Genomic DNA, 25,199 nt, shown 5'->3' on the forward strand with positions numbered 1-25,199 from the left:
GTACATGTTGAACGATTTTAAACAGTTGCTTGGTGAGCACGGAAAAGACACAAAGCTAAACCTGTCAAACTTGTTTGCTAACGTTGACACATCAGGCTTAACGCCAGTTCAGTTTTATGGAACTGCCTTGTCATTAGCGTATAGCCTTGAGCATAAAACGCTGATTGAAGCGGTTGAGAGTGAAGCGAAAGAGCATGTAGAAGAAAATGTATTCGCAGCTGCAAAGCTCGCTGCAACCTTAATGGCTATGAATAACATTTACTACCGTTTTGTGCACTTAAGCTCCGACAAACAGTTTGCAAAACTGCCGGCAGGTTTGCGTATGAATGGCATGGCAAACCCAGGCGTTGAAAAGGTAGACTTTGAACTTTATTCTCTTGCGGTTTCAGCGTTGAACGGGTGTGGCCTCTGCATTGACTCGCACGTGAGTGTTTTGGTGAAAAGCCAAATGTCGGCCACGGCCATTCAAGCGGCTATCAAGCTAGCAGCTGTATTGAACGCAGCAAAAACTGCGTATGTTTTAGAACAAGCGTAAGTGATTCAATAAGCGCATGTTTCACAAGAGCCCACCTTTTCTAAGGTGGGCTTTTTTTGTGTTCATATGGTGCTGCCCGAACGAACAAAGCTATGGTAGAATCGTGGCCTTATAGGCACCTTCATATTATGGCGTTTAAAACAATGGACTATATAACCGCAATTATTTTGGCGTTGGTACAGGGGTTAACGGAATTCTTGCCCGTATCGAGCCAGGCTCACTTGGTATTAGCAGGTGAGTGGTTTGGCGAAGTCTACCAAGGCTTAGATGTTGACGTTATTCTGCATGCGGGCTCGCTAGTTGCTGTTATTTATTACTTTAGAAATGAAATAGCCGCCATGTTGCGAGACTGGTTTGGCTCGTTGGCGGGGCAAGGTGCCACCAAAGACTCGAAGTTAGGCTGGTGGGTTATTATAGGTACCGTTCCCGCTGGTGTGCTCGGCATTATTTTAAAAGATCTTGCTGAAAATGAGTTTCGCGGGCTCTGGGTTATGGGCACATCCCTCATCGTGTTCGGGATTTTGCTTGGCCTGGCCGACTGGAAGGGACGAGGCCAGCGCGATGAATACTCGCTCACGCTGAAAGACGTACTTATTATAGGGTTTGCGCAAGCCGTGGCGCTGGTTCCTGGAACCTCCCGCTCGGGCATTACCATGACAGCAGCCTTATTCCTTGGCATGTCACGAGAAGCCGCAGCACGCTTTTCATTTTTGCTGTCTATTCCTATTATTGCAGCAGCTAGCCTGTTATATACAGTGGAGCTGGTCAAAACAGGGACAACTTCAGGTTGGGGACAGCTTGCCGTGGGCTTTTTGGTGTCGGCGGTTAGCACTTATGCGTGTATTCATTACTTCCTGGCACTAATAAAACGTATAGGAATGCAGCCTTTTGTATTGTATAGAGTGCTGTTGGGTGCGTTAATATTATCTATTATTTGGTAAGTTAATTATGAATTTAAACCGAAACATTATTGCTGCGCTGCTTGTCTTATTTGCAGTTGCTTTCTTGGCAGGGTGTCAACGCGGGCCGGCTCAACCTGAGGTGTTGCGTGGCAATATTTTCGGTACTTTCTATGAAGTGAGCATTAGCGGTGAAGAAAGCTTTGACCGCGACCAAATACAAGCTGGTGTGTTAGAGGTGCTCAACGAAGTGGACAGGCAAATGTCCACCTACCGCGAAAACTCCGTTTTGAACAAGCTGAATATGGCAGCAGTTGGCGAGCCCGTACAGGTACCCAGTGAGCTATTTTACGTGCTTCAAACGGCACAACACATTTCACAACGTAGCCATGGTGCCTTTGACACAACCGTGGGTGGGCTGGTGAACTTATGGGGGTTTGGACCAGAAGGCCGGGTCACCCATGTACCGGACATTGACGAGTTAGCAACCCGCTTGCAGCAAGTGGGCTACCGTTTTGTAGTGCTAGACGAAGCACAGCAAACAGTAACACGTGTGTCGGATGTGTTTATCGACTTGTCAGGCATTGCGAAAGGTTTTGCCGCAGACCAGGTGGCTGATTATTTGCACGAACAAGGGTTACGGCACTTTTTGGTGAACCTAGGCGGTGACTTAAAAGCTTCTGGTATGCGGAATGGTGAACGGCCATGGCGTGTTGGCATTGAAGTGCCAACGGATAAGCAGCGAATAGCCCAACATATTATGCCAGTGAGTAATACCGCCTTGTTAGGCTCGGGCGACTATCGGAATTACTTTGAAGAAGACGGCATACGGTATTCTCACACTATCAACCCGACAACGGGACACCCCATTCGACACCGTTTAGCGGCCGTTCATGTGGTGATGCCAAGCGCAACGGAAGCCGACGCTTGGGCCACAGCCTTTATGGTATTGGGTGAAGAGGCTGGCGTTGAGTTAGCAAATAAAGAAGAAATAGCAGCAATTTTTGTTTACCGGAATAATGGCGAGTTTCAGTCGATTATGACGCGTGCATTTCAGCGTGAATATGCCGACAGCTTGGTTGTTCCAACGGTGCACTAGGTGTTGCATGGTGTAAATAACATGGCAGAGGGGACAAAGTCATGACCATAGAAACACAAGAATATTTGATCGATATAGTTGAGCAAGGTAACGAAAAAGCCTTACGTACCACGTTAGCCAGTATGGCCTCTGCTGATATTGCTGAATATATCGATGAGAACTTCGAAGTGTATGGTGCAATGGCGCTCATGGAAAAAATGAGCGCAGAGCAACAAGCAGCCGTATTTGGTTACCTACGGCCAAACAATCAGCAAGAGCTGGCGCGACACATGGAAGTAGGAATGTTGGCCAAGCTGTTTCGCGATATGTCGTCGGACGAACGGGCCGACGTATACGCCATGCTGAATGTAAAGTTACAAGACGCCCTGATGCGCCGCATGGCGAAAACAGAACGCGACGACTTGCTCATGCTAGCCAGCTATGAAGAAGGCTTAGTAGGCTCGGTCATGACATCGGGCTATGCTTCTATTCCACTGGGCGTCACGGTGGAAACGGCCTTGTATCGGCTGCGCCAAAGTGCGCCGGAAAAAGAAACTATCTACCAAACCTATGTGGTGGATAAAGAACATAAGCTGCACGGTGTGGTGTCGCTGCGCGACCTTATTACTGCTTCTCCCGACGACATTATCGACGACATTATGGTACGCGACGTATTGACTGTGTCGCCAGATATGCCCCAGTCGGAAGCAGCACGAATTATTAGCCGCTACGACCTGATAGCCATTCCTGTGATCGACAAAGACCGCTTACTGGTGGGCATGGTTACTTTCGATGACGCCATGGACGTTGTTGAAGAAGAAGACACAGACACCATGCACCGCTCGGCAACGGTTGGAAAAATTGAAGGTGGCTTTAAAGACGCAAGCCCCTTCACTATTTACCGTAGTCGTGTGAACTGGTTGGTACTCTTAGTTTTTGCGAATATTTTTTCAGGCGCGGGAATTGCCCATTTTGAAGAGACCATTAAAGCCTATGGTGCTTTGTTGTTCTTCCTGCCTTTGCTCATAGCCTCCGGTGGTAATACCGGAGCCCAGGCGGCCACCCTTATTGTGCGGGGTATCGCAACAGGGGACGTATTCAAAAGTGACTGGCCGCGCATGCTAGCTAAAGAGCTGCTGGTGTCCGTTGCCCTTGGTGTCACTATGGCCATTTCGATTGGTGTTATTGGCTATTGGCGGGCGGGCCCAGATATTATTTTGGTGGTGGCTCTGAGCATGCTGTGCATTGTTCTGGTCGGTAGTTTAATTGGTGTGCTGCTGCCTTTTGTATTGAATCGGTTTGGCTGGGACCCAGCTACCGCAAGCTCGCCATTAGTTACCACCATAGCGGATACCTCAGGAGTACTCATTTATTTTGGTATCGCTTCGGCTATCCTCGACTTCAGCGTTGTGCCAGGCTAACGCTTCCAAGCGGCTACAAAAAGAGAAAGTTTGCCCCTTTCCCTTTTTGTAGCCTAGGCTTCTAGTACATGCACTCAACAACAGGAGAGCACATGCTAGAGGTGAACCTTCCTCGTTTAAAAGAAAGTCTTTTAGAGCTTGCAGACATTGGCTTCAACCCCATCGACAAAGGTATTTACCGCTCGGGCTTTAGCGATGCAGACATGGCCGGGCGCCGCTGGCTTATGCAAGTGGCGGAAAAAGACGGCTTCAGTACGGAAATGGACGGTGCGGGTAATGTTTGGCTAGGTCTTGGCGAGTTAACTAAGCCCGCCGTTATTATTGGCTCCCACCTGGACTCGGTACCCGCCGGCGGTATGTTTGACGGAAGTCTTGGGGTCATGGCTGGGCTTGAAGTACTTCGAGTGGTGGCCGAAAATAATATTTCTTTGCAGTATCCATTGCGGGTGCTGGCAACCGCAGAAGAAGAAGGCCGATTTGGTGGAATGTTTGGTGCACAAGCCGTCACCGGGTGCCTAACCCCAGAATGGATTTTATCAGCCCACGACGCTGACGATGTGTTTCTAGCAGACGCTATGCGTGCGCAGGGTTTAAACCCAATGGACGCACTTGACGCAGCCTGGCCGCCTGATCAAATCAAAGCATTTTTAGAACTGCATATAGAACAAGGCCCCGTATTGGAAAGTGAAGACATTCCCATTGGGGTGGTGGAAGGTGTGTCGGGTGTGTTTAAGTGGATTGTGCATTTAAAAGGAAAAGCAGACCATGCGGGAACAGCCCCTATGCACATGCGCAGCGACGCTTTTATGGGACTGGCAGACTTTGCACACGAAATTCAGCGTATTATTGACGAAGACGGCACAGACAAAAGCCGCATTACTGTGGGTAAAGTTGAATTAATTCCAGGTTATCCACATACGGTGCCAGGCGAGGCGATTTTTACTATTGTCGGCCGTGATATGGATGAAGAGGTTATGCGTGAATTAGCCACTGCCTGTGAACGCGCTCTGCGGGCCATCGCAAGGCGACACCGGCTTAACTTTGAATACAAAGAAGTGAGCTGGCTTGGTCCCCGCTATTGCTCGAAAAGTATGATAGCCTTGATGGAACAAAAAGCCGCTGCCCGTGGTTGGAGCTACAAGCGTATGCCCAGTGGTGCTGGTCACGACGTGCAGTTTTTTTCTGGCATGACAGAAGCAGGGCTTATTTTTATACCGTCTGTTGATGGCGTGAGCCATGCACCGGATGAATGGTCGCATTGGCATCATGTTGAAATGGGCGCAAACCTGTTGCTTGACTGCGTTTTAGCAAAAGCTAGCTGATTTGATCCTGATCCTATTATTTGCTTGTGGCAGGCGTATAATGAACCAATACTTGGCATATGATTGAGTGGGAATGTTGTGGAACAGAAAATAGAAGTACAGAAGGCACCGCCAAAATCGGTAAAAACACACAAGCCTGGCCCCAGCCATAAAAAAGTCGACTCTCCCACAGGGAAAATATACGTTCGCGAGTCTCATGGAAAAATAGAGAACGTTCGGCGCTTCACGGGTTTTGCGCTTATGGCGCTGTTTGTCATTATTCCTTGGCTGACCTGGAATGGTGAGCAGGCCGTTCTGCTCGATATTATGAACCAAAGATTCCGCATTTTCGGAGTCACGCTTTGGCCACAAGACCTTACCCTCTTGGCCTGGATCTTCATGATTAGTGCTTTTGCCCTCTTCCTAGTGACTACTCTTTATGGGCGAGTGTGGTGTGGTTTTACCTGCCCGCAAACCACGTGGACCTTTATTTACATGTGGTTTGAGCGACAAATTGAAGGAACGCGACATCAGCGCATGAAGCTTGATCAGCGACCTATGGACTTCGACAAGTTCTGGCGCAAAACGGCCAAGCATACGGCGTGGCTCATCATCGCATTGTTTACCTCGATTACCTTTGTGGGTTACTTCACAGACATGCGCACCCTTATGGTGGACTTCTGGGTATTCAAGTCGAGCGCTTGGGCTATTGGTTGTGTGTTGTTTTTCACCTTTGCCACCTACGGAAATGCAGGTTGGATGCGCGAAATAATGTGTACTCACATTTGTCCTTATGCGCGCTTCCAGTCGGCCATGTTCGACAAAGACACCTTTATTGTGGCCTACGACGCTAAGCGCGGTGAGCCACGGGGGCCACGTAAACGGAAAGCTGCCCTTGACCCAAATGAACTAGGTCATTGCATTGACTGTAAGCTATGTGTGCAAGTTTGCCCAACGGGTATCGACATTCGAGAAGGCCTGCAATACGAGTGCATTAACTGTGGTGCCTGTGTAGACGCCTGTAATGATGTGATGGATAAAATGAACTATCCGCGCGACTTAATTAGCTTTACTACAGAGCATCAACTAGAAGGCAAACGCACAAAAATATTCCGGTTTAAAAGCGTCGGCTATGGGCTTGCCTTGATAGCACTCACAGCCATGCTGGTGGTAAACATTGCTTACCGAGTCCCCTTAGAATTTGATGTGATTCGCGACCGTAATTCCTTGTATCGTGAAAACCAAGAAGGCTTTATTGAAAACGTGTATACACTGCGAGTTATTAATAAGTCTCAGCAACCTCAGCGTTACACCTTTAGTGTAGAAGGCCCAGGCATTGAAAACATTCAATGGGTTGGCTCACAGCACCTGTCGTTAGAAAGCGAACAGTCAGGCATCTTGCCGATTAGTTTGGCAATCGACCCGTATTACTTAGACTCTCCTTTAGTAGAAATAACCTTCACTATTCAAGCGGAAGGCGAGGAACGTTTAAAGCGGACGGTGAAGTCCAACTTTATTTATCAATAAGGACGCCTGTGGCAGACTTTAGTTTTCAAGACTTAACGCCTGAGGTTATTCTCGACGCAATAGAAGGGGTGGGACTCTACCCCGCCTCAGGCTTACTGGCGTTAAACAGCTACGAGAACCGTGTTTATCAGTTTCTCGATGACGACGGCAAACGCTATGTTGTAAAGTTTTACCGCCCTGCGCGGTGGAGCAATGAACAAATACAAGAAGAGCATGACTACCTTAGCGAGCTTGCTGAGCTGGATATACCGGTTGTGCAGCCACTCCGCTTTGCCGGTGAAAGCTTACTCGAGTATCAAGGGTATAGGTTTACAGTTTTTCCAAGTGTTGGAGGCCGTGCACTGGAAGCAGATAACCTTGACCAACTTGATGAACTAGGCCGACAGCTTGGTCGCATCCATAAAGTGGGGGCGGCAAAACCATTTACCCACCGCCCTGCTCTTGTGACGCCAGAAGCCATCGACGAAATTGTCAGTGAACTATTATCCTGCAACTTGCTCCCGCATAGCTTATATACATCCTTTGACACCATCTTGAACTTCATTGCCGAGCGATTAAAAGCAACCAACTGGCAAGCCTTCCCCTCTATTCGTCTGCATGGCGACTGCCATGTGGGCAACTTGTTGGTGCGCGATGAAGGCTTAACCTTGGTGGACTTAGATGACAGTAGACAAGGGCCTGCAGTACAAGACATGTGGATGATGCTTAGTGGGGACCGCATGCAGCAAGAGCTGCAATTAGCTACTTTGGTTGAAGCTTACGAAGAATTTACAACTTTTAACCCTGCAGAGCTCCGATTGATTGAACCTTTACGCAGTTTCCGTATCATTAACTATATGGCTTGGTTAGCAAAGCGTTGGCAAGATCCTGCCTTCCAACATAACTTTAGTTGGTTTGCAGAAGAGCGTTATTGGGAACAACAAATTTTAGCCTTAAAAGAGCAGCTGGCGGCTTTAGACGAACCGCCATTACGCTTACAACCTAATTTTTAGAAATAGGACGCCTCTACTTATGAAGAAATTACTCATGGCTCTTGTAGCCACAATCAGCTTGCTCACAATACCCGCACACGCCATGGACTTTCGTGAAGGCGTGCACTACAAAGAAATTTCGGACGAAACCACGTCGAAACCAGAAATTATTGAGTTTTTCTCGTTTTACTGTGGCTCTTGCTACCAGTTCAGCCCGTTTAGTGACATGCTTGCCGACACATACCCGGACGCTTTTAAAGCCTACCAAGTTGACTTTATTGCGCCGCGTAATATGGGCGAGGTAATTGTGCAGTCGTGGGCTGCAGCCAATGTATTAGGTGTAGCCGATGAGTTTAAAACGCGTCTATTTCATCAGCACTTTGTAGAGCGTAAACAAAGTAACAGCTTGAACGACGTGAAAGCGGTTCTAGCTAGTGTTGGAGTTTCTTCTCAGCAGTTTGAACAAGCGTACGGTAGTTTCGCTGTGCGTAGCTTAACGAACCGTATGCGTACATCCGCGAAAGACTTTAACGTACGTGGCACCCCGACTTACATTATAAATAGTAAATATCAGGTGCTTCAGCAAGGCTTCCGCGACAGTGGTGCCAACTTCTTTAGTGACTTGGAAGAACTGGTTGAATACTTACTAACAAAAGATGGTGTTCAATAACTTATGCAAACGTTTATTGACTTTTGGCAACAAACGTTAGCATGGCTAGACCAATACCCGCGTGTTGAAGCTGCTGCGGGTGTTGCTGTGCTTCTTATTATTGCTGGTATTAGCAATAATCTTGTCAAGCGCGTATTGGTACGGGTGTTTGTTTCAACGCTTAAACGCATTGTACGTGACGATGAAAAGCTTGACCTGCACTCGAATGTTGTTGCTCGTTTAGCCAATATCGTGCCAGCTTTGGTTTTATCTATTGGTGTAACCTTTGTGCCGCATTTGCCGGAAGCGGTTGTTACCGTGGTTAAAAATGTGGCTGGTGCTTTCATTATTCTTACCATTGCATTGGCTATTAATGCATTTCTTACCTTATTAAACCGTTCATATGAACGCCGCCCCGATGCCAACCGCAAGCCCATTAAGGGATACCTGCAAATAGTTACTATTGTCGTTTATGTAATTGCGGCTATTTTAATCATTGCCACACTCATTGATAAGTCCCCGCTTATTTTACTATCTGGTTTGGGTGCAATGGCTGCCGTGCTTATGTTGGTGTTTCAAGACACCCTGCTTTCATTGGTTGCTAGCATGCAAATTACTTCAGGCGATTTAATTCGTGTAGGCGACTGGGTAGAAATGCCAGATGCCAACGCAGATGGCGATGTTATTGATTTAGCCTTACATACAGTAAAAATTCAGAATTGGGATAAAACCATTACCTCTGTACCTACCCGCCGATTTATCACCACAGGGTTTAAAAACTGGCGGGGCATGCAAGAGTCTGGTGGGCGCCGAATGGTGCGCAGCATGATGCTGGATCAGCAAAGCATAGGTTTTCTTAGTGAAGAGCAATTAGAAAAGCTAAAGCGGTTTAGTGTGTTAGAAGAGTACCTAAACGAAAAGCTTGAAGACATCTCGTCGTGGAACCAAGACCTTGAAAAGTCTGGTAAAGACAAGGTGAACTCGCGCTGGGTCACCAACATAGGTACCTTCCGTGCTTACGTTCAGCGTTATTTGGAAAACCACCCAGGCATTAGCCAAGACATGACCCTGTTGGTTCGTCAGCGCGATCCAACCTCGGAAGGATTACCGTTACAAATATACGCATTTACGAACACGACAGCGTGGGCGGAGTATGAAGGTATTCAGTCTGATATATTCGACCATCTTTACGCCATAGTGCCAGAGTTTGGATTACGCGTATTCCAAAAGCCAAGTGGTCGAGATGTCACAGACTATATTAAGAGCTACGCCCTTCCAGATCCTCAGCATTAATATAATGCTTAATGCGCTGGTCTTTCAGTTGCCAGCGCCCATTCAACCAACCTTGAAAGTGCGTTCGAAAGGCTTCGTCGTTAAAGTAATCGCCGCGTAAGTCGGCGGTTACTGGTATACGGTCAATGTGAACATAAATGCGTTTCAAGCGGCCAAACAATAATGCCATAGCAAGAGGCTCACCATGCTTTCGGTCAGGGTACACGAGGGTAATATCCAAGACTTCTTGAAACTGCTCGCCCATGGCTTGCAAAGTAAATGAGGTGCCCCCTGCTTTTGGTGGAAGTAAGTAAGTGTATGGGCTTTTACGGGCTAGGTGTTTTTGGCGTGTGAACCGTGTACCTTCACAAAAATTGATAACAGTGGTCGGAATATCGCGAAACTTTTCACACTTCTTCCGTGTCGTTTCAATGTCTTTCCCTTTCAACGCAGGGTTCTTCTGTATCTGTTCCTTGGTGTAGCGCTTCATAAAGGGCATGTCGAGTACCCAACAGCCAATGCCGACAATGGGCACCCAAAATAACTCACGCTTTAAGAAGAAGCGTGGCATAGGCAGTTGTTTGCGGGACAAGTGCATTAACACCGGAATGTCGATCCAACTGAGGTGATTGCATAAGATCATGTACCAACCGCTTCGATCGTCTGGCAGGTCACCTTCAATACGCCACTCCATATGAGCGCCCAGGCTGAAAAGAAACGACATACTATATGCCCAGCAACGAAACAGCCCATTGGCAAGTGTCGAAATAAATCGCCGTAAGGGCGGCACCGGCATGACTAGTTTGATAGTGCCCAGGGCTGTTATGAACAAACCAATAATAGCGGTAGATAATACAGCCCATAATAAGCTAATAATAAAGCGGAAAGGCGCAGGCAAAAAAGAAAACATAAGCAACAGGTCCTGAGTTATTAGTATTCGTAGTGTTTGTTGTTCGAGTTCATATAAAACAAGTCAAAAGCAAAGGGACTTAACGTTGCTCTGCTCTATAGTCATCTTTTAAGCGTACATAGTTCGCGGCGGATTGCTTTAAAAACGCTTTTTCTTTGTGGGTTAATGGACGCATACGCCGCGCAGGGCTGCCTACGTATAAATACCCGCTCTCGAGCTTTTTACCTGGAGCAACTAAGGCGCCACCACCAATGATGACATCGTCCCCTACTTCTGCGCCGTCCATAATCACAGCGGCCATACCAATAAGAACCCGGTTACCTATAGTGCAACCATGCAACATGGCCTTATGGCCAACCGTTACGTCATCGCCGATAATCAGCGGATACCCGTCGGCGTCTTCATAGCTAGTGCGGGTTACATGTAATACACAGCCGTCTTGAATATTCGTGCGTGCACCAATGCGAATATGATTCACATCGCCGCGAGCTGCAACCAATGGCCAGATACTACTGTCTTCACCTAAATGAATGTCACCTACGATAACCGCTGAAGAGTCTATGTAACTTCTATCACCTAGGGTTGGATAGATACCTTTGTATGAACGCCCTACTTGCATGCTCAAACTCCATTGCAATGAATTAAGTGACCTCTATTGTGACAAGTGCGAAGTAAAATTCCTATATAAGAATAGAAAGCGTATAAAAACGCATCAAAAAACAACAGATTGTGTGAATTATGGGCGGTTAAACCAAAAAACGAAAAAAAAGCAATAAAAAGCTTGCTGAAGCCGCCCAACTCGCTATAATGCGCTCCACTTCGACGGGATACAGACAAAGCCTAAAAGAAGAAAGCAAGAAAAAACAAAGGGTTGTAAGCATTAACTTGGTTAATGACCTATATCCCGCCAAATTAAAGCTAACGACTCATAATAAGATGTTAACTTTAAGTAAACAGGCGAAATCTTCTACCGAAACTTAAGAAAATGAAAAATTTTCAAAATAAAGGTAGACAAACAAAAATAGGTGTGTAGAATGCACATCTCGCTTCGGACAGAAGCAACGCTCTTTAACAATTTATCAAGCCAAGTAATCTGTGTGGGCACTTGCAGACAAAAGCATCAACATAAAGACCAACTTCGGTTGGCAATAGTTGAACTTTTGAATGGAAGAGCCTTACAAATAAGTAAGAACCAGATATTCATGAGTGAAACAGTCCTAACGGACACTTGCATCAAAATCTTTAATTGAAGAGTTTGATCATGGCTCAGATTGAACGCTGGCGGCAGGCTTAACACATGCAAGTCGAGCGGAAACGATGATAGCTTGCTATCAGGCGTCGAGCGGCGGACGGGTGAGTAATACTTGGGAATCTGCCTTTTGGAGGGGGATAACCACTGGAAACGGTGGCTAATACCGCATAATGCTTTCGAGCCAAAGCGGGGGATCTTCGGACCTCGCGCCATTAGATGAGCCCAAGCAAGATTAGGTAGTTGGTGGGGTAAAGGCCTACCAAGCCGACGATCTTTAGCTGGTCTGAGAGGATGATCAGCCACACTGGGACTGAGACACGGCCCAGACTCCTACGGGAGGCAGCAGTGGGGAATATTGGACAATGGGGGCAACCCTGATCCAGCCATGCCGCGTGTGTGAAGAAGGCCTTAGGGTTGTAAAGCACTTTCAGTGGTGAGGAAGGCTTGCATATTAATAGTGTGCAAGATTGACGTTAGCCACAGAAGAAGCACCGGCTAACTCCGTGCCAGCAGCCGCGGTAATACGGAGGGTGCGAGCGTTAATCGGAATTACTGGGCGTAAAGCGCACGTAGGCGGTTTGTTAAGCTAGATGTGAAAGCCCCGGGCTCAACCTGGGAATTGCATTTAGAACTGGCAGGCTAGAGTTTTGAAGAGGGTGGTAGAATTTCCAGTGTAGCGGTGAAATGCGTAGATATTGGAAGGAATATCAGTGGCGAAGGCGGCCACCTGGTCAAAAACTGACGCTGAGGAGCGAAAGCGTGGGGAGCAAACAGGATTAGATACCCTGGTAGTCCACGCTGTAAACGATGTCGACTAGTTGTTCGTGTCATAAACGATGTGAGTAACGCAGCTAACGCACTAAGTCGACCGCCTGGGGAGTACGGCCGCAAGGTTAAAACTCAAATGAATTGACGGGGGCCCGCACAAGCGGTGGAGCATGTGGTTTAATTCGATGCAACGCGAAGAACCTTACCATCCCTTGACATCCAGTGAATCTTTTAGAGATAGAAGAGTGCCTTCGGGAGCACTGAGACAGGTGCTGCATGGCTGTCGTCAGCTCGTGTTGTGAGATGTTGGGTTAAGTCCCGCAACGAGCGCAACCCCTATCCTTAGTTGCCAGCACGTTATGGTGGGAACTCTAGGGAGACTGCCGGTGATAAACCGGAGGAAGGTGGGGACGACGTCAAGTCATCATGGCCCTTACGGGATGGGCTACACACGTGCTACAATGGCGCGTACAAAGGGCAGCCAGCTAGCGATAGTGAGCGAATCCCATAAAGCGCGTCGTAGTCCGGATTGGAGTCTGCAACTCGACTCCATGAAGCAGGAATCGCTAGTAATCGTGGATCAGAATGCCACGGTGAATACGTTCCCGGGCCTTGTACACACCGCCCGTCACACCATGGGAGTGGGCTGCAAAAGAAGTAGGTAGCTTAACCTTCGGGATGGCGCTTACCACTTTGTGGTTCATGACTGGGGTGAAGTCGTAACAAGGTAGCCGTAGGGGAACCTGCGGCTGGATCACCTCCTTAACGATGAGATGTCTTTTCGACGTAAGTGCTCACACAGATTGATTGGCTTGATAACGGAACAGATACCGTTAGGTATCGTAGGTACGAAAGCTGGCAGCAAGGCGGTGAAAGAGCAAGCCTTAGAGACACTTTTGGTGTTGTATGGTTAAGTGACTAAGCGTACACGGTGGATGCCTTGGCAGTTGGAGGCGATGAAGGACGTAATAACTTGCGATAAGCCTAGTTAAGCCAGTAATAGGCGCTTGAGACTAGGATTTCCGAATGGGGAAACCCAGTGCATTTATGCACTATCGTTAGGTGAATACATAGCCTAACGAGGCGAACCCGGGGAACTGAAACATCTAAGTACCCGGAGGAAAAGAAATCAATTGAGATTCCGTCAGTAGCGGCGAGCGAACGCGGAGTAGCCCTTAAGCTTTATAAGATACAGTGGAACGCTCTGGAAAGTGCGGCGATAGAGGGTGATAGCCCCGTACACGAAGTGTCTTATAGAGTGAAATCGAGTAGGACGGGACACGAGAAATCCTGTTTGAATATGGGGGGACCATCCTCCAAGGCTAAATACTCCCAACTGACCGATAGTGAACCAGTACCGTGAGGGAAAGGCGAAAAGAACCCCTGTGAGGGGAGTGAAATAGAACCTGAAACCGTGTACGTACAAGCAGTAGGAGCCCTTCGAGGGTGACTGCGTACCTTTTGTATAATGGGTCAGCGACTTACATTTTGTAGCAAGGTTAACCGAGTAGGGTAGCCGTAGGGAAACCGAGTCTTAACTGGGCGACTAGTTGCAAGGTGTAGACCCGAAACCGGGCGATCTAGCCATGGGCAGGTTGAAGGTTGAGTAACATCAACTGGAGGACCGAACCCACTAACGTTGAAAAGTTAGGGGATGACCTGTGGCTCGGAGTGAAAGGCTAATCAAGCCCGGAGATAGCTGGTTCTCCCCGAAATCTATTTAGGTAGAGCCTCGGACGAATACCATTGGGGGTAGAGCACTGTTTCGGCTAGGGGGTCATCCCGACTTACCAACCCGATGCAAACTCCGAATACCAATGAGTACTATCCGGGAGACACACAGCGGGTGCTAACGTCCGTTGTGGAGAGGGAAACAACCCAGACCGCCAGCTAAGGTCCCTAAGTTATGGTTCAGTGGGAAACGATGTGGGAAGGCATAGACAGCTAGGAGGTTGGCTTAGAAGCAGCCATCCTTTAAAGAAAGCGTAATAGCTCACTAGTCGAGTCGGCCTGCGCGGAAGATGTAACGGGGCTAAACCATACACCGAAGCTGCGGCAGCAAGTTTACTTGCTGGGTAGGGGAGCGTTGTGTAAGCCGTTGAAGGTGTGTTGAGAAGCATGCTGGAGGTATCACAAGTGCGAATGCTGACATGAGTAACGATAATGGGGGTGAAAAACCCCCACGCCGGAAGACCAAGGGTTCCTATCCCATGTTAATCAGGGTAGGGTAAGTCGGCCCCTAAGACGAGGCTGAAGAGCGTAGTCGATGGGAAACGGGTTAATATTCCCGTACTGCTGCATACTGCGATGGGGTGACGGAGAAGGCTAGGTAGGCGCGGCGTTGGTTGTCCGCGTGAAAGTGTGTAGGTTGAGGGGTTAGGCAAATCCGGCCCCTTAAGACTGAGACACGAGACGAGGCTCTACGGAGCCGAAGCTATTGATGCCCTGCTTCCAGGAAAACCCTCTAAGCTTCAGGTATGCAGAACCGTACCCCAAACCGACACAGGTGGTCAGGTAGAGAATACTAAGGCGCTTGAGAGAACTCGGGTGAAGGAACTAGGCAAAATAGTACCGTAACTTCGGGAGAAGGTACGCCCTTGTTGGTGATTGACTTCGCGTCATGAGCTGATGAGGGTCGCAGTGACCAGGTGGCTGGGACTGTTTATTAAAAACACAGCACTCTGCTAACTCGAAAGAGGACGTATAGGGTGTGACACCTGCCCGGTGCCGGAAGGTTAATTGATGGGGTTAGCGTAAGCGAAGCTCTTGATCGAAGCCCCGGTAAACGGCGGCCGTAACTATAACGGTCCTAAGGTAGCGAAATTCCTTGTCGGGTAAGTTCCGACCTGCACGAATGGTGTAACCACGGCCACGCTGTCTCCACCCGAGACTCAGTGAAATTGAAATCGCAGTGAAGATGCTGTGTACCCGCGGCTAGACGGAAAGACCCCGTGAACCTTTACTATAGCTTGGCACTGAACCTTGAATCTACATGTGTAGGATAGGTGGGAGGCTTTGAAGCGCGAACGCTAGTTTGCGTGGAGCCATCCTTGAAATACCACCCTTGTATGTTTGATGTTCTAACTTAGGCCCCTTATCGGGGTCGAGGACAGTGCCTGGTGGGTAGTTTGACTGGGGCGGTCGCCTCCTAAAGAGTAACGGAGGCGCACGAAGGTTGGCTAAGTACGGTCGGACATCGTACGGTTAGTGCAATGGCATAAGCCAGCTTAACTGCGAGACAGACACGTCGAGCAGATACGAAAGTAGGTCATAGTGATCCGGTGGCTCTGTATGGAAGGGCCATCGCTCAACGGATAAAAGGTACTCCGGGGATAACAGGCTGATACCGCCCAAGAGTTCATATCGACGGCGGTGTTTGGCACCTCGATGTCGGCTCATCACATCCTGGGGCTGAAGTCGGTCCCAAGGGTATGGCTGTTCGCCATTTAAAGTGGTACGCGAGCTGGGTTTAGAACGTCGTGAGACAGTTCGGTCCCTATCTACCGTGGGCGTTTGAGAATTGAGAGGGGTTGCTCCTAGTACGAGAGGACCGGAGTGAACGAACCGCTGGTGTTCGGGTTGTCATGCCAATGGCACTGCCCGGTAGCTACGTTCGGAATCGATAACCGCTGAAAGCATCTAAGCGGGAAGCGAGCCTCAAGATGAGTTCTCACAAGCATGTAATTGCTCTGTAGGGTTGTCGTAGACGACGACGTTGATAGGCAGGGTGTGGAAGCGCTGCAAGGCGTTGAGCTAACCTGTACTAATTGCCCGTGCGGCTTAACCATACAACACCAAAGGTGTTGAGATGGAACGATGCACACCAAGGTGAGTGTTGGATTGTAAGACTTTCTTTTTTTCTTTAGCTTGTACCAAATGAACAGAATTTGTCTGGCGGCCATAGCGACGTGGAACCACCTGAATCCATTCCGAACTCAGAAGTGAAACATGTCAGCGCCGATGGTAGTGTGGGGCCTCCCCATGTGAGAGTAGGACACCGCCAGGCTTCAAATAAAACAGCCCTTCGCGAAAGCGAGGGGCTTTTTTATTTGTATTCTAAAGCGTGTATTTACTCGAGCATGGGCATGTGACAAAACCGCAGGGAGCGGTTTTGAGCGCTGCTTGCAGCGACCCGAAGGGCGGAGGGCAGGAAGCCCGGAGTAAAGTAGGACACCGCCAGGCTTCAAACAAAAGAAACCCCAGCCCAAAAGGCTGGGGTTTTTTGTTTGTATTGCTTACCCGGTGTCCTACCGTAGGGCAGGCACCGCCTGCCGTTGAAATGTAACGACCCTCCAAACCTTCCTATACAAATATACGCGCGTGCAACGTAAGGCGATGCCTTACCTACCTTTGGAATATTGTGTCGCCGTAGGGCAGGAAATGCCTGCCATGCTTATCGATATAACCTTTATTATTCAATGAAACCTATCAGCTGCCGATGTATGATGAGGAGTCTCAAACTTTTAGGTACGAATCATGAACTTGGCTGTTATTCCTGCACGCGGTGGTAGTAAGCGTATACCACGTAAAAACATAAAAAACTTTTGTGGTAAGCCAATGATCGCATGGTCGATTCAAGCAGCATTAGCAAGCAACTGCTTTGATAAGGTTATTGTTTCTACTGATGACTTAGAGATTGCGGACATTGCTGAGCAATATGGTGCAAGTATTCCTTTTATTCGACCAGCTACACTGTCAGATGATTATACAGGGACTACTGCCGTTGTAAGACATGCCATAGATAGCTTAAATAGCATGGGCGAGGATTATGCGCTAACAGCCTGTATTTATGCTACAGCACCATTTGTCTCTGGACTTCTTTTGAAAGAAGCTATGAGTCGCTTAACGAACCATGTATCAGACTTTGTATTTTCAGTTACTGAATTTTCGTATCCAATACAACGTGCATTACGTATCAATTCATCAGGAAGGGTTGAGATGATGAATCCAGAATATGGGTCTTCTAGATCTCAAGACCTCGAGCCTGCATATCATGACGCAGGTCAGTTCTACGTAGGTAAAACAGCCTCGTGGGGCACTAAGGGCGTTTTATCTACCGACTCATTACCTTTTGTTCTTCCTAATTACAGAGTTCAAGACATTGATACGCCTGATGACTGGAAACGTGCTGAGTTAATGTTTCGCGCATTACAAGCCTCAGGAGAGCTTTAATGCAGATTGCTATTAGAGCTGACTCTAGCAAAATCATCGGGACAGGTCATATCATGCGTTGCATGACACTAGCCCATGCATTAAAAAATGAAGGCTATTTCGTTACATTTTACAGTCGTGCTCATGAAGGTAATTTAAATAACTGGCTTGCTAATCAAGGTATGGATGTTCGAATAATTCCTGCAGGTAGTAATAGCATTGATCAATATTCTACTGCACATGGAAGCTGGCTAGGCGCTACGCAAGCTGAAGATATCCAAGCGACACTTAATATTATAAACACCGTACCTGATTTATGGATTGTAGATCACTATGGCTTGGATCATGTCTGGCATAAAGCAATGGCTACACGATCTCAGGTCATGGTCATAGATGACTTAGCTGACAGGCGTTATGATGCCTGTTTGCTGCTAGATCAAAATTTAGGGCGTAAAGAGTCCGACTATGCCCAGCTTACGAATGCTAAAATACTAGCTGGTGTTGATTACACCCTACTACGACCTGAATTCATTGAGCAAAGGCAGAAAGCGAGTATTCGACAGGGAATTAAGAATATTGTTATTTCCATGGGTGGAGTTGACTTACAAAATGTATCGGGCATTGCTTTCCGTACCTTACTTAACTCTCACCTTCATGAACTTGAGTCTATAACGGTTGTACTTGGGCATGCTAACCCTCATCGTGCTGACATGCAGTTATTAGCCTCACAAGCAACCCATATACAGGTGGAGGTTGTGCAAGGGGTTAGCAACATGGCAGAGTACTTTGCTCGTGCTGACTTGTGCATTGGGGCTGCTGGGGCAACTTCTTGGGAGCGCTGTGCGGTTGGTCTGCCTACCGTATTAGTACAGCTTGCTGCTAATCAGCAGATTGCAGCACAGCAACTGACTAAAGTAGGTGCTGCCCTAAGCTTGGATATAGGCCAGTTAGAGTCTCATTTAGAACCCGTCGTCAAAGAGCTTGCCAATAACTCGGACAAATTAATGGGCATGTCCCGTCTTGCGTTCAGTTTAATTGATGCTGAAGGAACGACACGCGTTGTAAAAGAAATTAAAAGCTTATTCGCTTGATTACACTTGAAGAGAGCATTCATGAAAATTGCCGATCGTACAATTGGAGCACACAGTAAGCCATTTATCATTGCTGAGCTTTCTGGAAATCATGGCCAATCGCTAGGCAAAGCGCTTTCCATGATTGACGCAGCCGCAGCGGCAGGTGCAGATGCAATAAAACTACAAACTTATAGGCCTGATACCATTACTTTAAATGTGCAGGAAGGTGACTTTTATATAGATAACCCAGAAAGTCTTTGGCATGGCCACTCGTTATATGAGCTGTATGAAAGAGCGATGACGCCCTGGGAGTGGCATGAGCCCCTGTTTAATCGGGCTAAACAATTAGGGTTAATTGCCTTTAGCTCGCCATTTGATTTAACCGCTGTGGACTACCTGGAAAGCTTAAATGTGCCTTGTTATAAAATTGCCTCGTTTGAAAACACGGACCATGGTCTCATTGCGGCGGTGGCAAAGACGGGTAAACCAGTGATTTTATCTACCGGCATGGCGACCCAAGCAGAGCTTGCTGAAGCAATAGAAGTATTGTGCACTAATGGCTGTGAAAATTTTGTGTTGTTGAAGTGTACCAGCCAGTACCCAGCCCGGCCCAAGGATGCTAATTTAGCAACGATTCCTCATTTAAAGCAATTGTTTAACTGTGAAGTAGGGCTTTCAGATCACACCACAGGTATTGGCGTTGCCGTTGCGGCCGTGGCACTTGGCGCCACGGTCATTGAAAAACACTTTGTGCTAGATAGAACCGAAGGTGGCGTTGATGCGGAGTTTTCCATGGAGCCGGCAGAATTTAAAAGCCTCGTGGATGAATGTGCTCGGGCTTATGACGCGGTGGGCAAGATTCATTATGGTTGTACCGAGCAAGAAGTGGCCTCGCGGGTGCATAGGCGCTCGCTGTATATTGCCGAAGATATGCAGGCCGGTGATGTTCTGACCACAAAGAATTTACGCTCCGTTCGCCCTGGCGCTGGTTTGCCGACCAAGCACTTAGAAGTATTGCTTGGGCGCAGAATAAAGCAAAGTGCTAAAAAAGGCACACCAATGAGCTGGGACTTAGTTTAATCATGGTTGATTATTTTCAACGTTATGGAGTAACCATAAAGCCACTAGCAGAAGATGATCTGGAGATGGTGCGAAATTGGCGTAATAGCCCGGAAATAGCTCAGCATATGCTCGATCAAAGATATATTACGGCTGAAGGTCAGCGTAAGTGGTTTGAAGGCTTGCAACAGGACCAGAGCCGAGCGTATTGGGTTGCGTGGTTTAAAAATGAGCCGATAGGCGTGGTGTCATTAGTGAATATAAGCCGGAATGAAGGCACGGCTGAGCCAGGCATGTATATTTACCCGGAGCAGTATCGGAACAATATAGTACCGTTTTGTGTGGCCTTTATTTTGAATGACTACGCCTTTGAAGAATTAGGCCTTTCGTTGTTGTTTGGCAAAATATTCACCGACAACAAAGCGTCGATTCGCTTTCATGAAAAATGTGGCTATGTACAAGTCGATGATGCTTCATTAAACAGTGAAAATAAGCTTATTCATTATGAGCTAACACAAGAGCGCTATGAAAAAGCAAAAGAGCCTATAGCTCGCTTTATACGCTACTAAAGATAGGTTGTGATTTGTATGATAGAAATAAACTTAGCTGATAAGCACGTTCTTATTACTGGAGCGAGCCGTGGCATAGGTGCAGCTTGCGCCAAAAACTTTGCTGCTGCAGGAGCAACACTATATTTGAATGGTCGAGAAAGTGAGAAACTGAGCGCCCTTTGCTTACAGTTAAGCGATGAATATGGTGTTACTTGTCACTCTTTACCTTTTAATGTAAGCAAGGTGGATGAGGTACAACAAGGCTTTCAGCAGCTATTTAAGCTGACGAAAAAGCTAGATGTTTTGGTGAATAATGCAGGAATACTAGATGACGCTTTAATAGGCATGGTAACGCCAACACAGGTAGAAAATACTTTTGCTACCAATACATACAGCGTCTTGTATTGCAGCCAATATGCTGCTCGATTAATGCAACGCGGCGGTAGCGGGAGTATTATTAATGTTGCTTCTATCATTGGGCGTGTAGGTAATACAGGCCAAGCTGTGTATGGTGCCAGTAAAGCTGCTGTTATTGGCATAACCAAGTCGCTTGCTAAAGAGTTAGCGCCTGTAAATATTCGGGTAAATGCGGTAGCGCCTGGCTTTATAGAGACAGATATGACTAAGCAGCTGAGTCCTGATAAGTACCAAGAAAGGTTAGAATCTATTGCTATGGGTCGTGTAGGTACTGCCGATAATGTAGCTGACACAATCTTATTTCTCGCCTCTAATTTATCCACCTATGTGACAGGGCAGACGATAGGAGTTGATGGCGGTATGCTTATTTAATAATGAATAAAGGTTATTTAAATGTCTGAAGAGAAAATAAAACAAGCCTTCGTTAAGGCACTGGCTATTCCTGAAGAACAAGTCAAAGATAGCTTAGAATATAACTCAATCAAGGAATGGGACTCTACTGCTCATATGATACTGATAGCGGAGCTAGAAGACGTTTTTGAGGTCATGTTGGATACGGACGATATTATTGACATGAGCTCGTACGCAAAAGCCAAAGAGATACTGCGTAAATATGATATCGACTGCTAACGGAAGTTATTACACCCATTTAGCGCGCTTTTCTGGCACTGCTTTGATTAGTGACACAGAGCAGCTGAGCTATGTTGAGTTGGAGCAGCGAACTCAGCAGGCAGGCCAACAGTTAAGCACAGCCTGTAAAACGGACAGTGGCCAGGTTGCGCTATTGGCGCTGCTGTTTTCATCGACCATTGATGCGGTGGTAATGTATTTGGCGGCTTTACGCTGCCAAGTACCTGTTTTACTGGTTGATCCTGAATTGGCTGAGTCGGCAAAGTTACATATGTATGAGCAGCTAGGCGTTGGTTTTGAATTTACAGCTGGCTCGAAAGAGCGGCAGGGTGAATTAAAGCAGCTGCGAGCAGATTGCCATGGGCCAGCGAGTGGCGCGGTGGCCTTGATGCTTAGCACCTCGGGTAGCTCGGGCAGCCCCAAGGTGGTGATGCTTAGTGCGGCGAACCTGCAAAGTAATACCACAGCAATTAGCCAATACCTTCCTATTGAGCCTTCCGATGTAACCATTACCACATTACCGCTGCATTACAGTTATGGCTTGTCGGTATTAAATACGCACTTGGCTATGGGTGCGGCCATTGTGCTAACTGAGCAGCCCTTGATGTCGCGTGAATTTTGGCAGCTGGCTCATAACCATAAAGTGACTTCACTGGCTGGTGTGCCCTTTCATTACCAAATGCTGCAAATGCTGCGTATTGAGCGTATGGAGCTTCCAGCCATGCGTTATTTAACCCAAGCAGGCGGTAAGCTGGACGCCAAAACGGTGTCGTATTTTGCCCAATTAGCGGCAGACAAAGGCTGGCAGTTTTTTGTTATGTATGGTCAAACAGAAGCGACCGCTCGAATGGCCTTTGTACTGCCAGACCTGATTGCTAAATATCCTGATGTGATAGGCCAAGCGATACCAGGTGGACGTTTTGAAATACGAGATGTAGATACTAAAGAAACGATTACTATAGCAGGACAAGAAGGGCAGCTCTGGTACTTCGGCGACAATGTAATGTTGGGTTACGCCAAAGAGCAGGCTCATTGGCAGCAGCCGCCAAAGCCTAACCACGCGTTAGAGACTGGAGATTTGGCGTGCTGGACTTCACAAGGGCTCGTAAAGATTACCGGGCGCTTATCTCGGTTTATTAAAGTGAGAGGCAAGCGTCTTCAGCTCGATCATTTAGAGCAGAAATTAAATGAGCAGGGCTTTACAGTGTATTGCTGTGGTCACGATGACCAATTGTTTTTTGCACTCGCCATGTCTGACAGCCAAACAGGGAGTAGTCAGGCTCAGCTAGCGCTTACTATGGTTAAACAGCTGGTAACGGAAGAGCTGCAAATACATCCTAGCCTGTGGGCAGTCGTACAGCTGAAAGAAATACCGTATTTAGCTAGTGGCAAAGTTAACTACACTGCCTTGTTAGCGCGATGCATAGAGATGAGGGAGTGAAGTATGATAACGGATTTACTTGAGGCTTCACCTTATAGCGTTGCGAGTGCTGATAAAAAACGCTTATTGCTGCGTGGTTTGCAAGAACTAACAGTGTACCACCAGCAAAATTGCTTAGCCTATCATCAACTTTTTAATGAGCCCGTAGAACCTTTTACGGATATAAGCGCTGTCCCCTTCTTAACGGTGCCCTTATTTAAACAGCGCCCTTTGAAGAGTATTCCAGTAGAACAAGTTTTTAAAGTGCTGACCTCGTCCGGTACGACAGGGACGGTACCTTCTCGTATTTACTTAGACGCCGACACCGCTAAGCTGCAAAGTCGTGTGCTAGTGAAAATAATGCAAGAGTGGTTAGGTAAACAACGTTTACCCATGCTGATATGGGATAGCCCCAGTGTTATTAAAAGCCGTGACTCGTTTACAGCCCGAGGAGCAGGAATACAAGGTTTATCGTTTTTAGGCAGGCACCATACCTACGCATTAAACGACGACATGTCGCTAAACATTGAAGCCATTAACACCTTCTTTGAACGCTTCGGTAGCGGGCCGGTATTTATGTTCGGATTTACCTTTATGGTATGGAAGTTTGGTGTACAGGCATTAAAAGAGCAGGGCTTAAAGTTTGACTTTCAAAATGCTGTATTGATTCACAGCGGTGGCTGGAAGAAGTTGGAAGATGAAGCGGTGACAGCTGAAACTTTTAATTCAAAAACGGAAGACCAACTAGGTCATGTACGGGTACATAACTTTTATGGCATGGTGGAACAAGTAGGCTCTATTTTTGTTGCTTGTGAAGAAGGGCATTTACATTGCCCGTCGTATGCCGATGTTTTAGTGCGTGAGCCTGGAAACTGGCAAGTAGTGCCCGAAGGTAATGTTGGCGTATTACAAGTGCTGTCGTTATTACCCAAAAGCTACCCTGGACATAGCCTGCTCACGGAAGACAGAGGGCGAATATTGGGTGAAGACAACTGTAACTGTGGCCGCAAAGGAAAGTATTTCGAGGTGTTAGGCCGCATGGAAAAAGTAGAAGCGCGTGGTTGCAGCGATACCTTTGAACGTACAGGAGCTGGCCAATGACAGTACAAGTTATAAACCCAGTTACTACGAAAGGGCAGTTAGCTCCTTTTGCAGACAGCAAAGCGTTAGCGTACTGCAAAGCTTTATCGCAGGCATTATTAACGGAGCCCCCTGCGCGGGAGCATTCCGACTTAATGGCATTAGGCTTTTGGTTACGCCCGGCCAATATTGAACGCATGTTAACACCATATAAAGAGCTAAAACTTCGACCGCTCGGCCATGTATTTCATGCTGCACCCGGAAACGTGGATAGCCTATTTGTGTATTCAGGTATTTTAAGTGTGCTTTGCGGCAACCTGAACACCATTCGACTTTCGGATAGAGCTGGCGGCAGTGCCCAAGTACTTTGTGAGGTGGTACAAGGGTTAACAGCAGAACACCCTGAAGTGAGCGCCCGCTTTCAAATTATCCGCAGCCCGCGTGATGCCTGTGAACTTATTCAGCTGCAACAGCAGGTAGATGGCCGAGTGCTGTGGGGCTCCGATGAAGGCATACAAGCATTACGACAACGGACCATTCCCGCCCATGCCCGCGAGCTCACCTTCGCCAATAAATTGTCGTTTGCAGTAATCGATATTGACGCAGTGCTGCAGGCCACGCCAAAAGAGCTGGAGCAATTAGCGAGTAAATTTGCCCGCGACAACCTAACCTTTGCTCAGCAGGCATGCTCATCGGCCAAGGTGGTGATATGGCACGGTAACTTGTTCAATAAGGAAAAAGCCCAAGACGTTTTTTGGCTGGCGCTAAGTGCATTTCTAACTTCCGAACAAGGCCAAGGTAAGTACCCACTTACTGAAAGCGAGCACTATCGCGCGCTAAACAACGCGCAAGACATGGTTATGTCGGGCTTAGCGAGCCAAGTGAAAACCTGCGGTGGTTACATTCGCATGGCTGTTGATAGCCTGCACCATGCCCTTTTAGGTGAACACCAAGGCTGTGGTTTGTTTGCAGAGCTACATACAGATAAGCTCAATGACCTTCATTCACAGCTAACGCCTCAGCACCAAACCATGTCGTATTGGGGCTTAATTGAGAACGATGTAATGGATTGGCTCGCAACTTGCTTGGTAGGTGTAGACCGCGCCGTTCCTATAGGCAACGCTCTAGACTTTAATGAGGTTTGGGATGGTGTTGATTTAATAAGGGCGTTTTCGAGAGTGGTGGTTTAAGAATTTTGCTCTCTCAATAGAACATCTATGTTTTTATAGAGTCAA

General features: G+C 47.5%; 20 protein-coding genes and 3 rRNA genes. 21 read left to right on the plus strand and 2 right to left on the minus strand.

The annotated features are described in order from the left end of the window. The first annotated feature begins 4 nt into the window (after positions 1–4). The 9 genes from CWE15_RS00725 (at position 5) to CWE15_RS00765 (ending at position 9,674) form a co-directional block, all read left to right on the plus strand. Complete coding sequence (locus tag CWE15_RS00725) at positions 5–535, plus strand: carboxymuconolactone decarboxylase family protein (RefSeq protein WP_126756154.1); 531 nt, start codon at positions 5–7, stop codon at positions 533–535. A 143-nt stretch (positions 536–678) separates the two neighbouring features. Beyond that, on the plus strand, positions 679–1,476 hold the full coding sequence (locus tag CWE15_RS00730) for an undecaprenyl-diphosphate phosphatase (RefSeq protein WP_126756826.1): 798 nt from the start codon (positions 679–681) through the stop codon (positions 1,474–1,476). Between the two features lie 7 nt (positions 1,477–1,483). Beyond that, positions 1,484–2,533 carry an FAD:protein FMN transferase gene (locus CWE15_RS00735; RefSeq protein WP_126756155.1) on the plus strand — a complete coding sequence of 350 codons (1,050 nt, stop codon included), beginning with the start codon at positions 1,484–1,486 and terminating at the stop codon, positions 2,531–2,533. Between the two features lie 41 nt (positions 2,534–2,574). After that, positions 2,575–3,933, plus strand: coding sequence for a magnesium transporter (gene mgtE / locus CWE15_RS00740; protein WP_126756156.1), 1,359 nt, complete (start codon positions 2,575–2,577; stop codon positions 3,931–3,933). A 68-nt stretch (positions 3,934–4,001) separates the two neighbouring features. Beyond that, positions 4,002–5,255: a Zn-dependent hydrolase gene (locus tag CWE15_RS00745; RefSeq protein WP_241971821.1), complete on the plus strand. Its 1,254-nt coding sequence runs from the start codon at positions 4,002–4,004 to the stop codon at positions 5,253–5,255. 78 nt (positions 5,256–5,333) lie between these two features. Further along, positions 5,334–6,761: a cytochrome c oxidase accessory protein CcoG gene (gene ccoG, locus CWE15_RS00750; protein ID WP_126756157.1), complete on the plus strand. Its 1,428-nt coding sequence runs from the start codon at positions 5,334–5,336 to the stop codon at positions 6,759–6,761. A gap of 8 nt (positions 6,762–6,769) precedes the next feature. Further along, on the plus strand, positions 6,770–7,753 hold the full coding sequence (locus CWE15_RS00755) for a serine/threonine protein kinase (RefSeq protein ID WP_126756158.1): 984 nt from the start codon (positions 6,770–6,772) through the stop codon (positions 7,751–7,753). Positions 7,754–7,772: 19 nt separating this feature from the next. Next, complete coding sequence (locus tag CWE15_RS00760; RefSeq protein WP_126756159.1) at positions 7,773–8,402, plus strand: thiol:disulfide interchange protein DsbA/DsbL; 630 nt, start codon at positions 7,773–7,775, stop codon at positions 8,400–8,402. A gap of 3 nt (positions 8,403–8,405) precedes the next feature. Then, the gene (locus CWE15_RS00765; protein ID WP_126756160.1) at positions 8,406–9,674 is read left to right on the plus strand and encodes a mechanosensitive ion channel family protein; all 1,269 of its coding nucleotides are present in this window, start codon (positions 8,406–8,408) and stop codon (positions 9,672–9,674) included. Here CWE15_RS00765 and CWE15_RS00770 read toward each other — a convergent pair. Next, a complete protein-coding gene (locus CWE15_RS00770; RefSeq protein ID WP_126756161.1) occupies positions 9,640–10,563 on the minus strand; it encodes an acyltransferase in 924 nt (307 codons plus the stop codon). The two genes, CWE15_RS00765 and CWE15_RS00770, sit on opposite strands and share 35 nt — an antisense overlap. Before the next feature lie 79 nt (positions 10,564–10,642). Beyond that, positions 10,643–11,182, minus strand: coding sequence for a gamma carbonic anhydrase family protein (locus CWE15_RS00775; RefSeq protein WP_126756162.1), 540 nt, complete (start codon positions 11,180–11,182; stop codon positions 10,643–10,645). 624 nt (positions 11,183–11,806) lie between these two features. Between CWE15_RS00775 and CWE15_RS00780 the strand changes: the two genes are divergently transcribed. From CWE15_RS00780 to CWE15_RS00835, 12 genes are all read left to right on the plus strand, one after another. Further along, positions 11,807–13,348, plus strand: a 16S ribosomal RNA gene (locus tag CWE15_RS00780). 143 nt (positions 13,349–13,491) lie between these two features. Then, a 23S ribosomal RNA gene (locus tag CWE15_RS00785) occupies positions 13,492–16,371 on the plus strand. A 102-nt stretch (positions 16,372–16,473) separates the two neighbouring features. Continuing rightward, positions 16,474–16,589: ribosomal RNA gene (gene rrf / locus CWE15_RS00790) — 5S ribosomal RNA — on the plus strand. The 16S, 23S and 5S rRNA genes sit together here, the layout of an rRNA operon. Before the next feature lie 470 nt (positions 16,590–17,059). Continuing rightward, positions 17,060–17,755 (plus strand): pseudaminic acid cytidylyltransferase, encoded by a 696-nt coding sequence (pseF, locus tag CWE15_RS00795; RefSeq protein ID WP_126756163.1) that lies wholly within the window; start codon positions 17,060–17,062, stop codon positions 17,753–17,755. Further along, complete coding sequence (pseG, locus tag CWE15_RS00800) at positions 17,755–18,825, plus strand: UDP-2,4-diacetamido-2,4,6-trideoxy-beta-L-altropyranose hydrolase (protein WP_126756164.1); 1,071 nt, start codon at positions 17,755–17,757, stop codon at positions 18,823–18,825. The genes pseF and pseG overlap by 1 nt, the downstream gene beginning before the upstream one ends. Before the next feature lie 21 nt (positions 18,826–18,846). Continuing rightward, positions 18,847–19,887, plus strand: coding sequence for a pseudaminic acid synthase (gene pseI / locus CWE15_RS00805; RefSeq protein ID WP_126756165.1), 1,041 nt, complete (start codon positions 18,847–18,849; stop codon positions 19,885–19,887). Between the two features lie 2 nt (positions 19,888–19,889). Next, positions 19,890–20,435 (plus strand): UDP-4-amino-4,6-dideoxy-N-acetyl-beta-L-altrosamine N-acetyltransferase, encoded by a 546-nt coding sequence (pseH, locus tag CWE15_RS00810; RefSeq protein ID WP_126756166.1) that lies wholly within the window; start codon positions 19,890–19,892, stop codon positions 20,433–20,435. A gap of 18 nt (positions 20,436–20,453) precedes the next feature. After that, positions 20,454–21,206, plus strand: coding sequence for an SDR family NAD(P)-dependent oxidoreductase (locus CWE15_RS00815; RefSeq protein ID WP_126756167.1), 753 nt, complete (start codon positions 20,454–20,456; stop codon positions 21,204–21,206). Between the two features lie 21 nt (positions 21,207–21,227). After that, a complete protein-coding gene (locus tag CWE15_RS00820; RefSeq protein WP_126756168.1) occupies positions 21,228–21,464 on the plus strand; it encodes an acyl carrier protein in 237 nt (78 codons plus the stop codon). Then, positions 21,448–22,905, plus strand: coding sequence for an AMP-binding protein (locus CWE15_RS00825; RefSeq protein ID WP_126756169.1), 1,458 nt, complete (start codon positions 21,448–21,450; stop codon positions 22,903–22,905). The genes CWE15_RS00820 and CWE15_RS00825 overlap by 17 nt, the downstream gene beginning before the upstream one ends. A gap of 3 nt (positions 22,906–22,908) precedes the next feature. Continuing rightward, a complete protein-coding gene (locus CWE15_RS00830) occupies positions 22,909–23,985 on the plus strand; it encodes a LuxE/PaaK family acyltransferase (protein WP_241971822.1) in 1,077 nt (358 codons plus the stop codon). After that, positions 23,982–25,154 (plus strand): acyl-CoA reductase, encoded by a 1,173-nt coding sequence (locus tag CWE15_RS00835; protein ID WP_126756170.1) that lies wholly within the window; start codon positions 23,982–23,984, stop codon positions 25,152–25,154. Before CWE15_RS00830 ends, CWE15_RS00835 begins: the two co-directional genes overlap by 4 nt. The last annotated feature ends 45 nt before the right edge of the window (positions 25,155–25,199 follow it).

The sequence above is a fragment of the Aliidiomarina taiwanensis genome (genome assembly GCF_003987015.1).
In the GTDB taxonomy this organism is placed as follows: Bacteria; Pseudomonadota; Gammaproteobacteria; order Enterobacterales; family Alteromonadaceae; genus Aliidiomarina; species Aliidiomarina taiwanensis.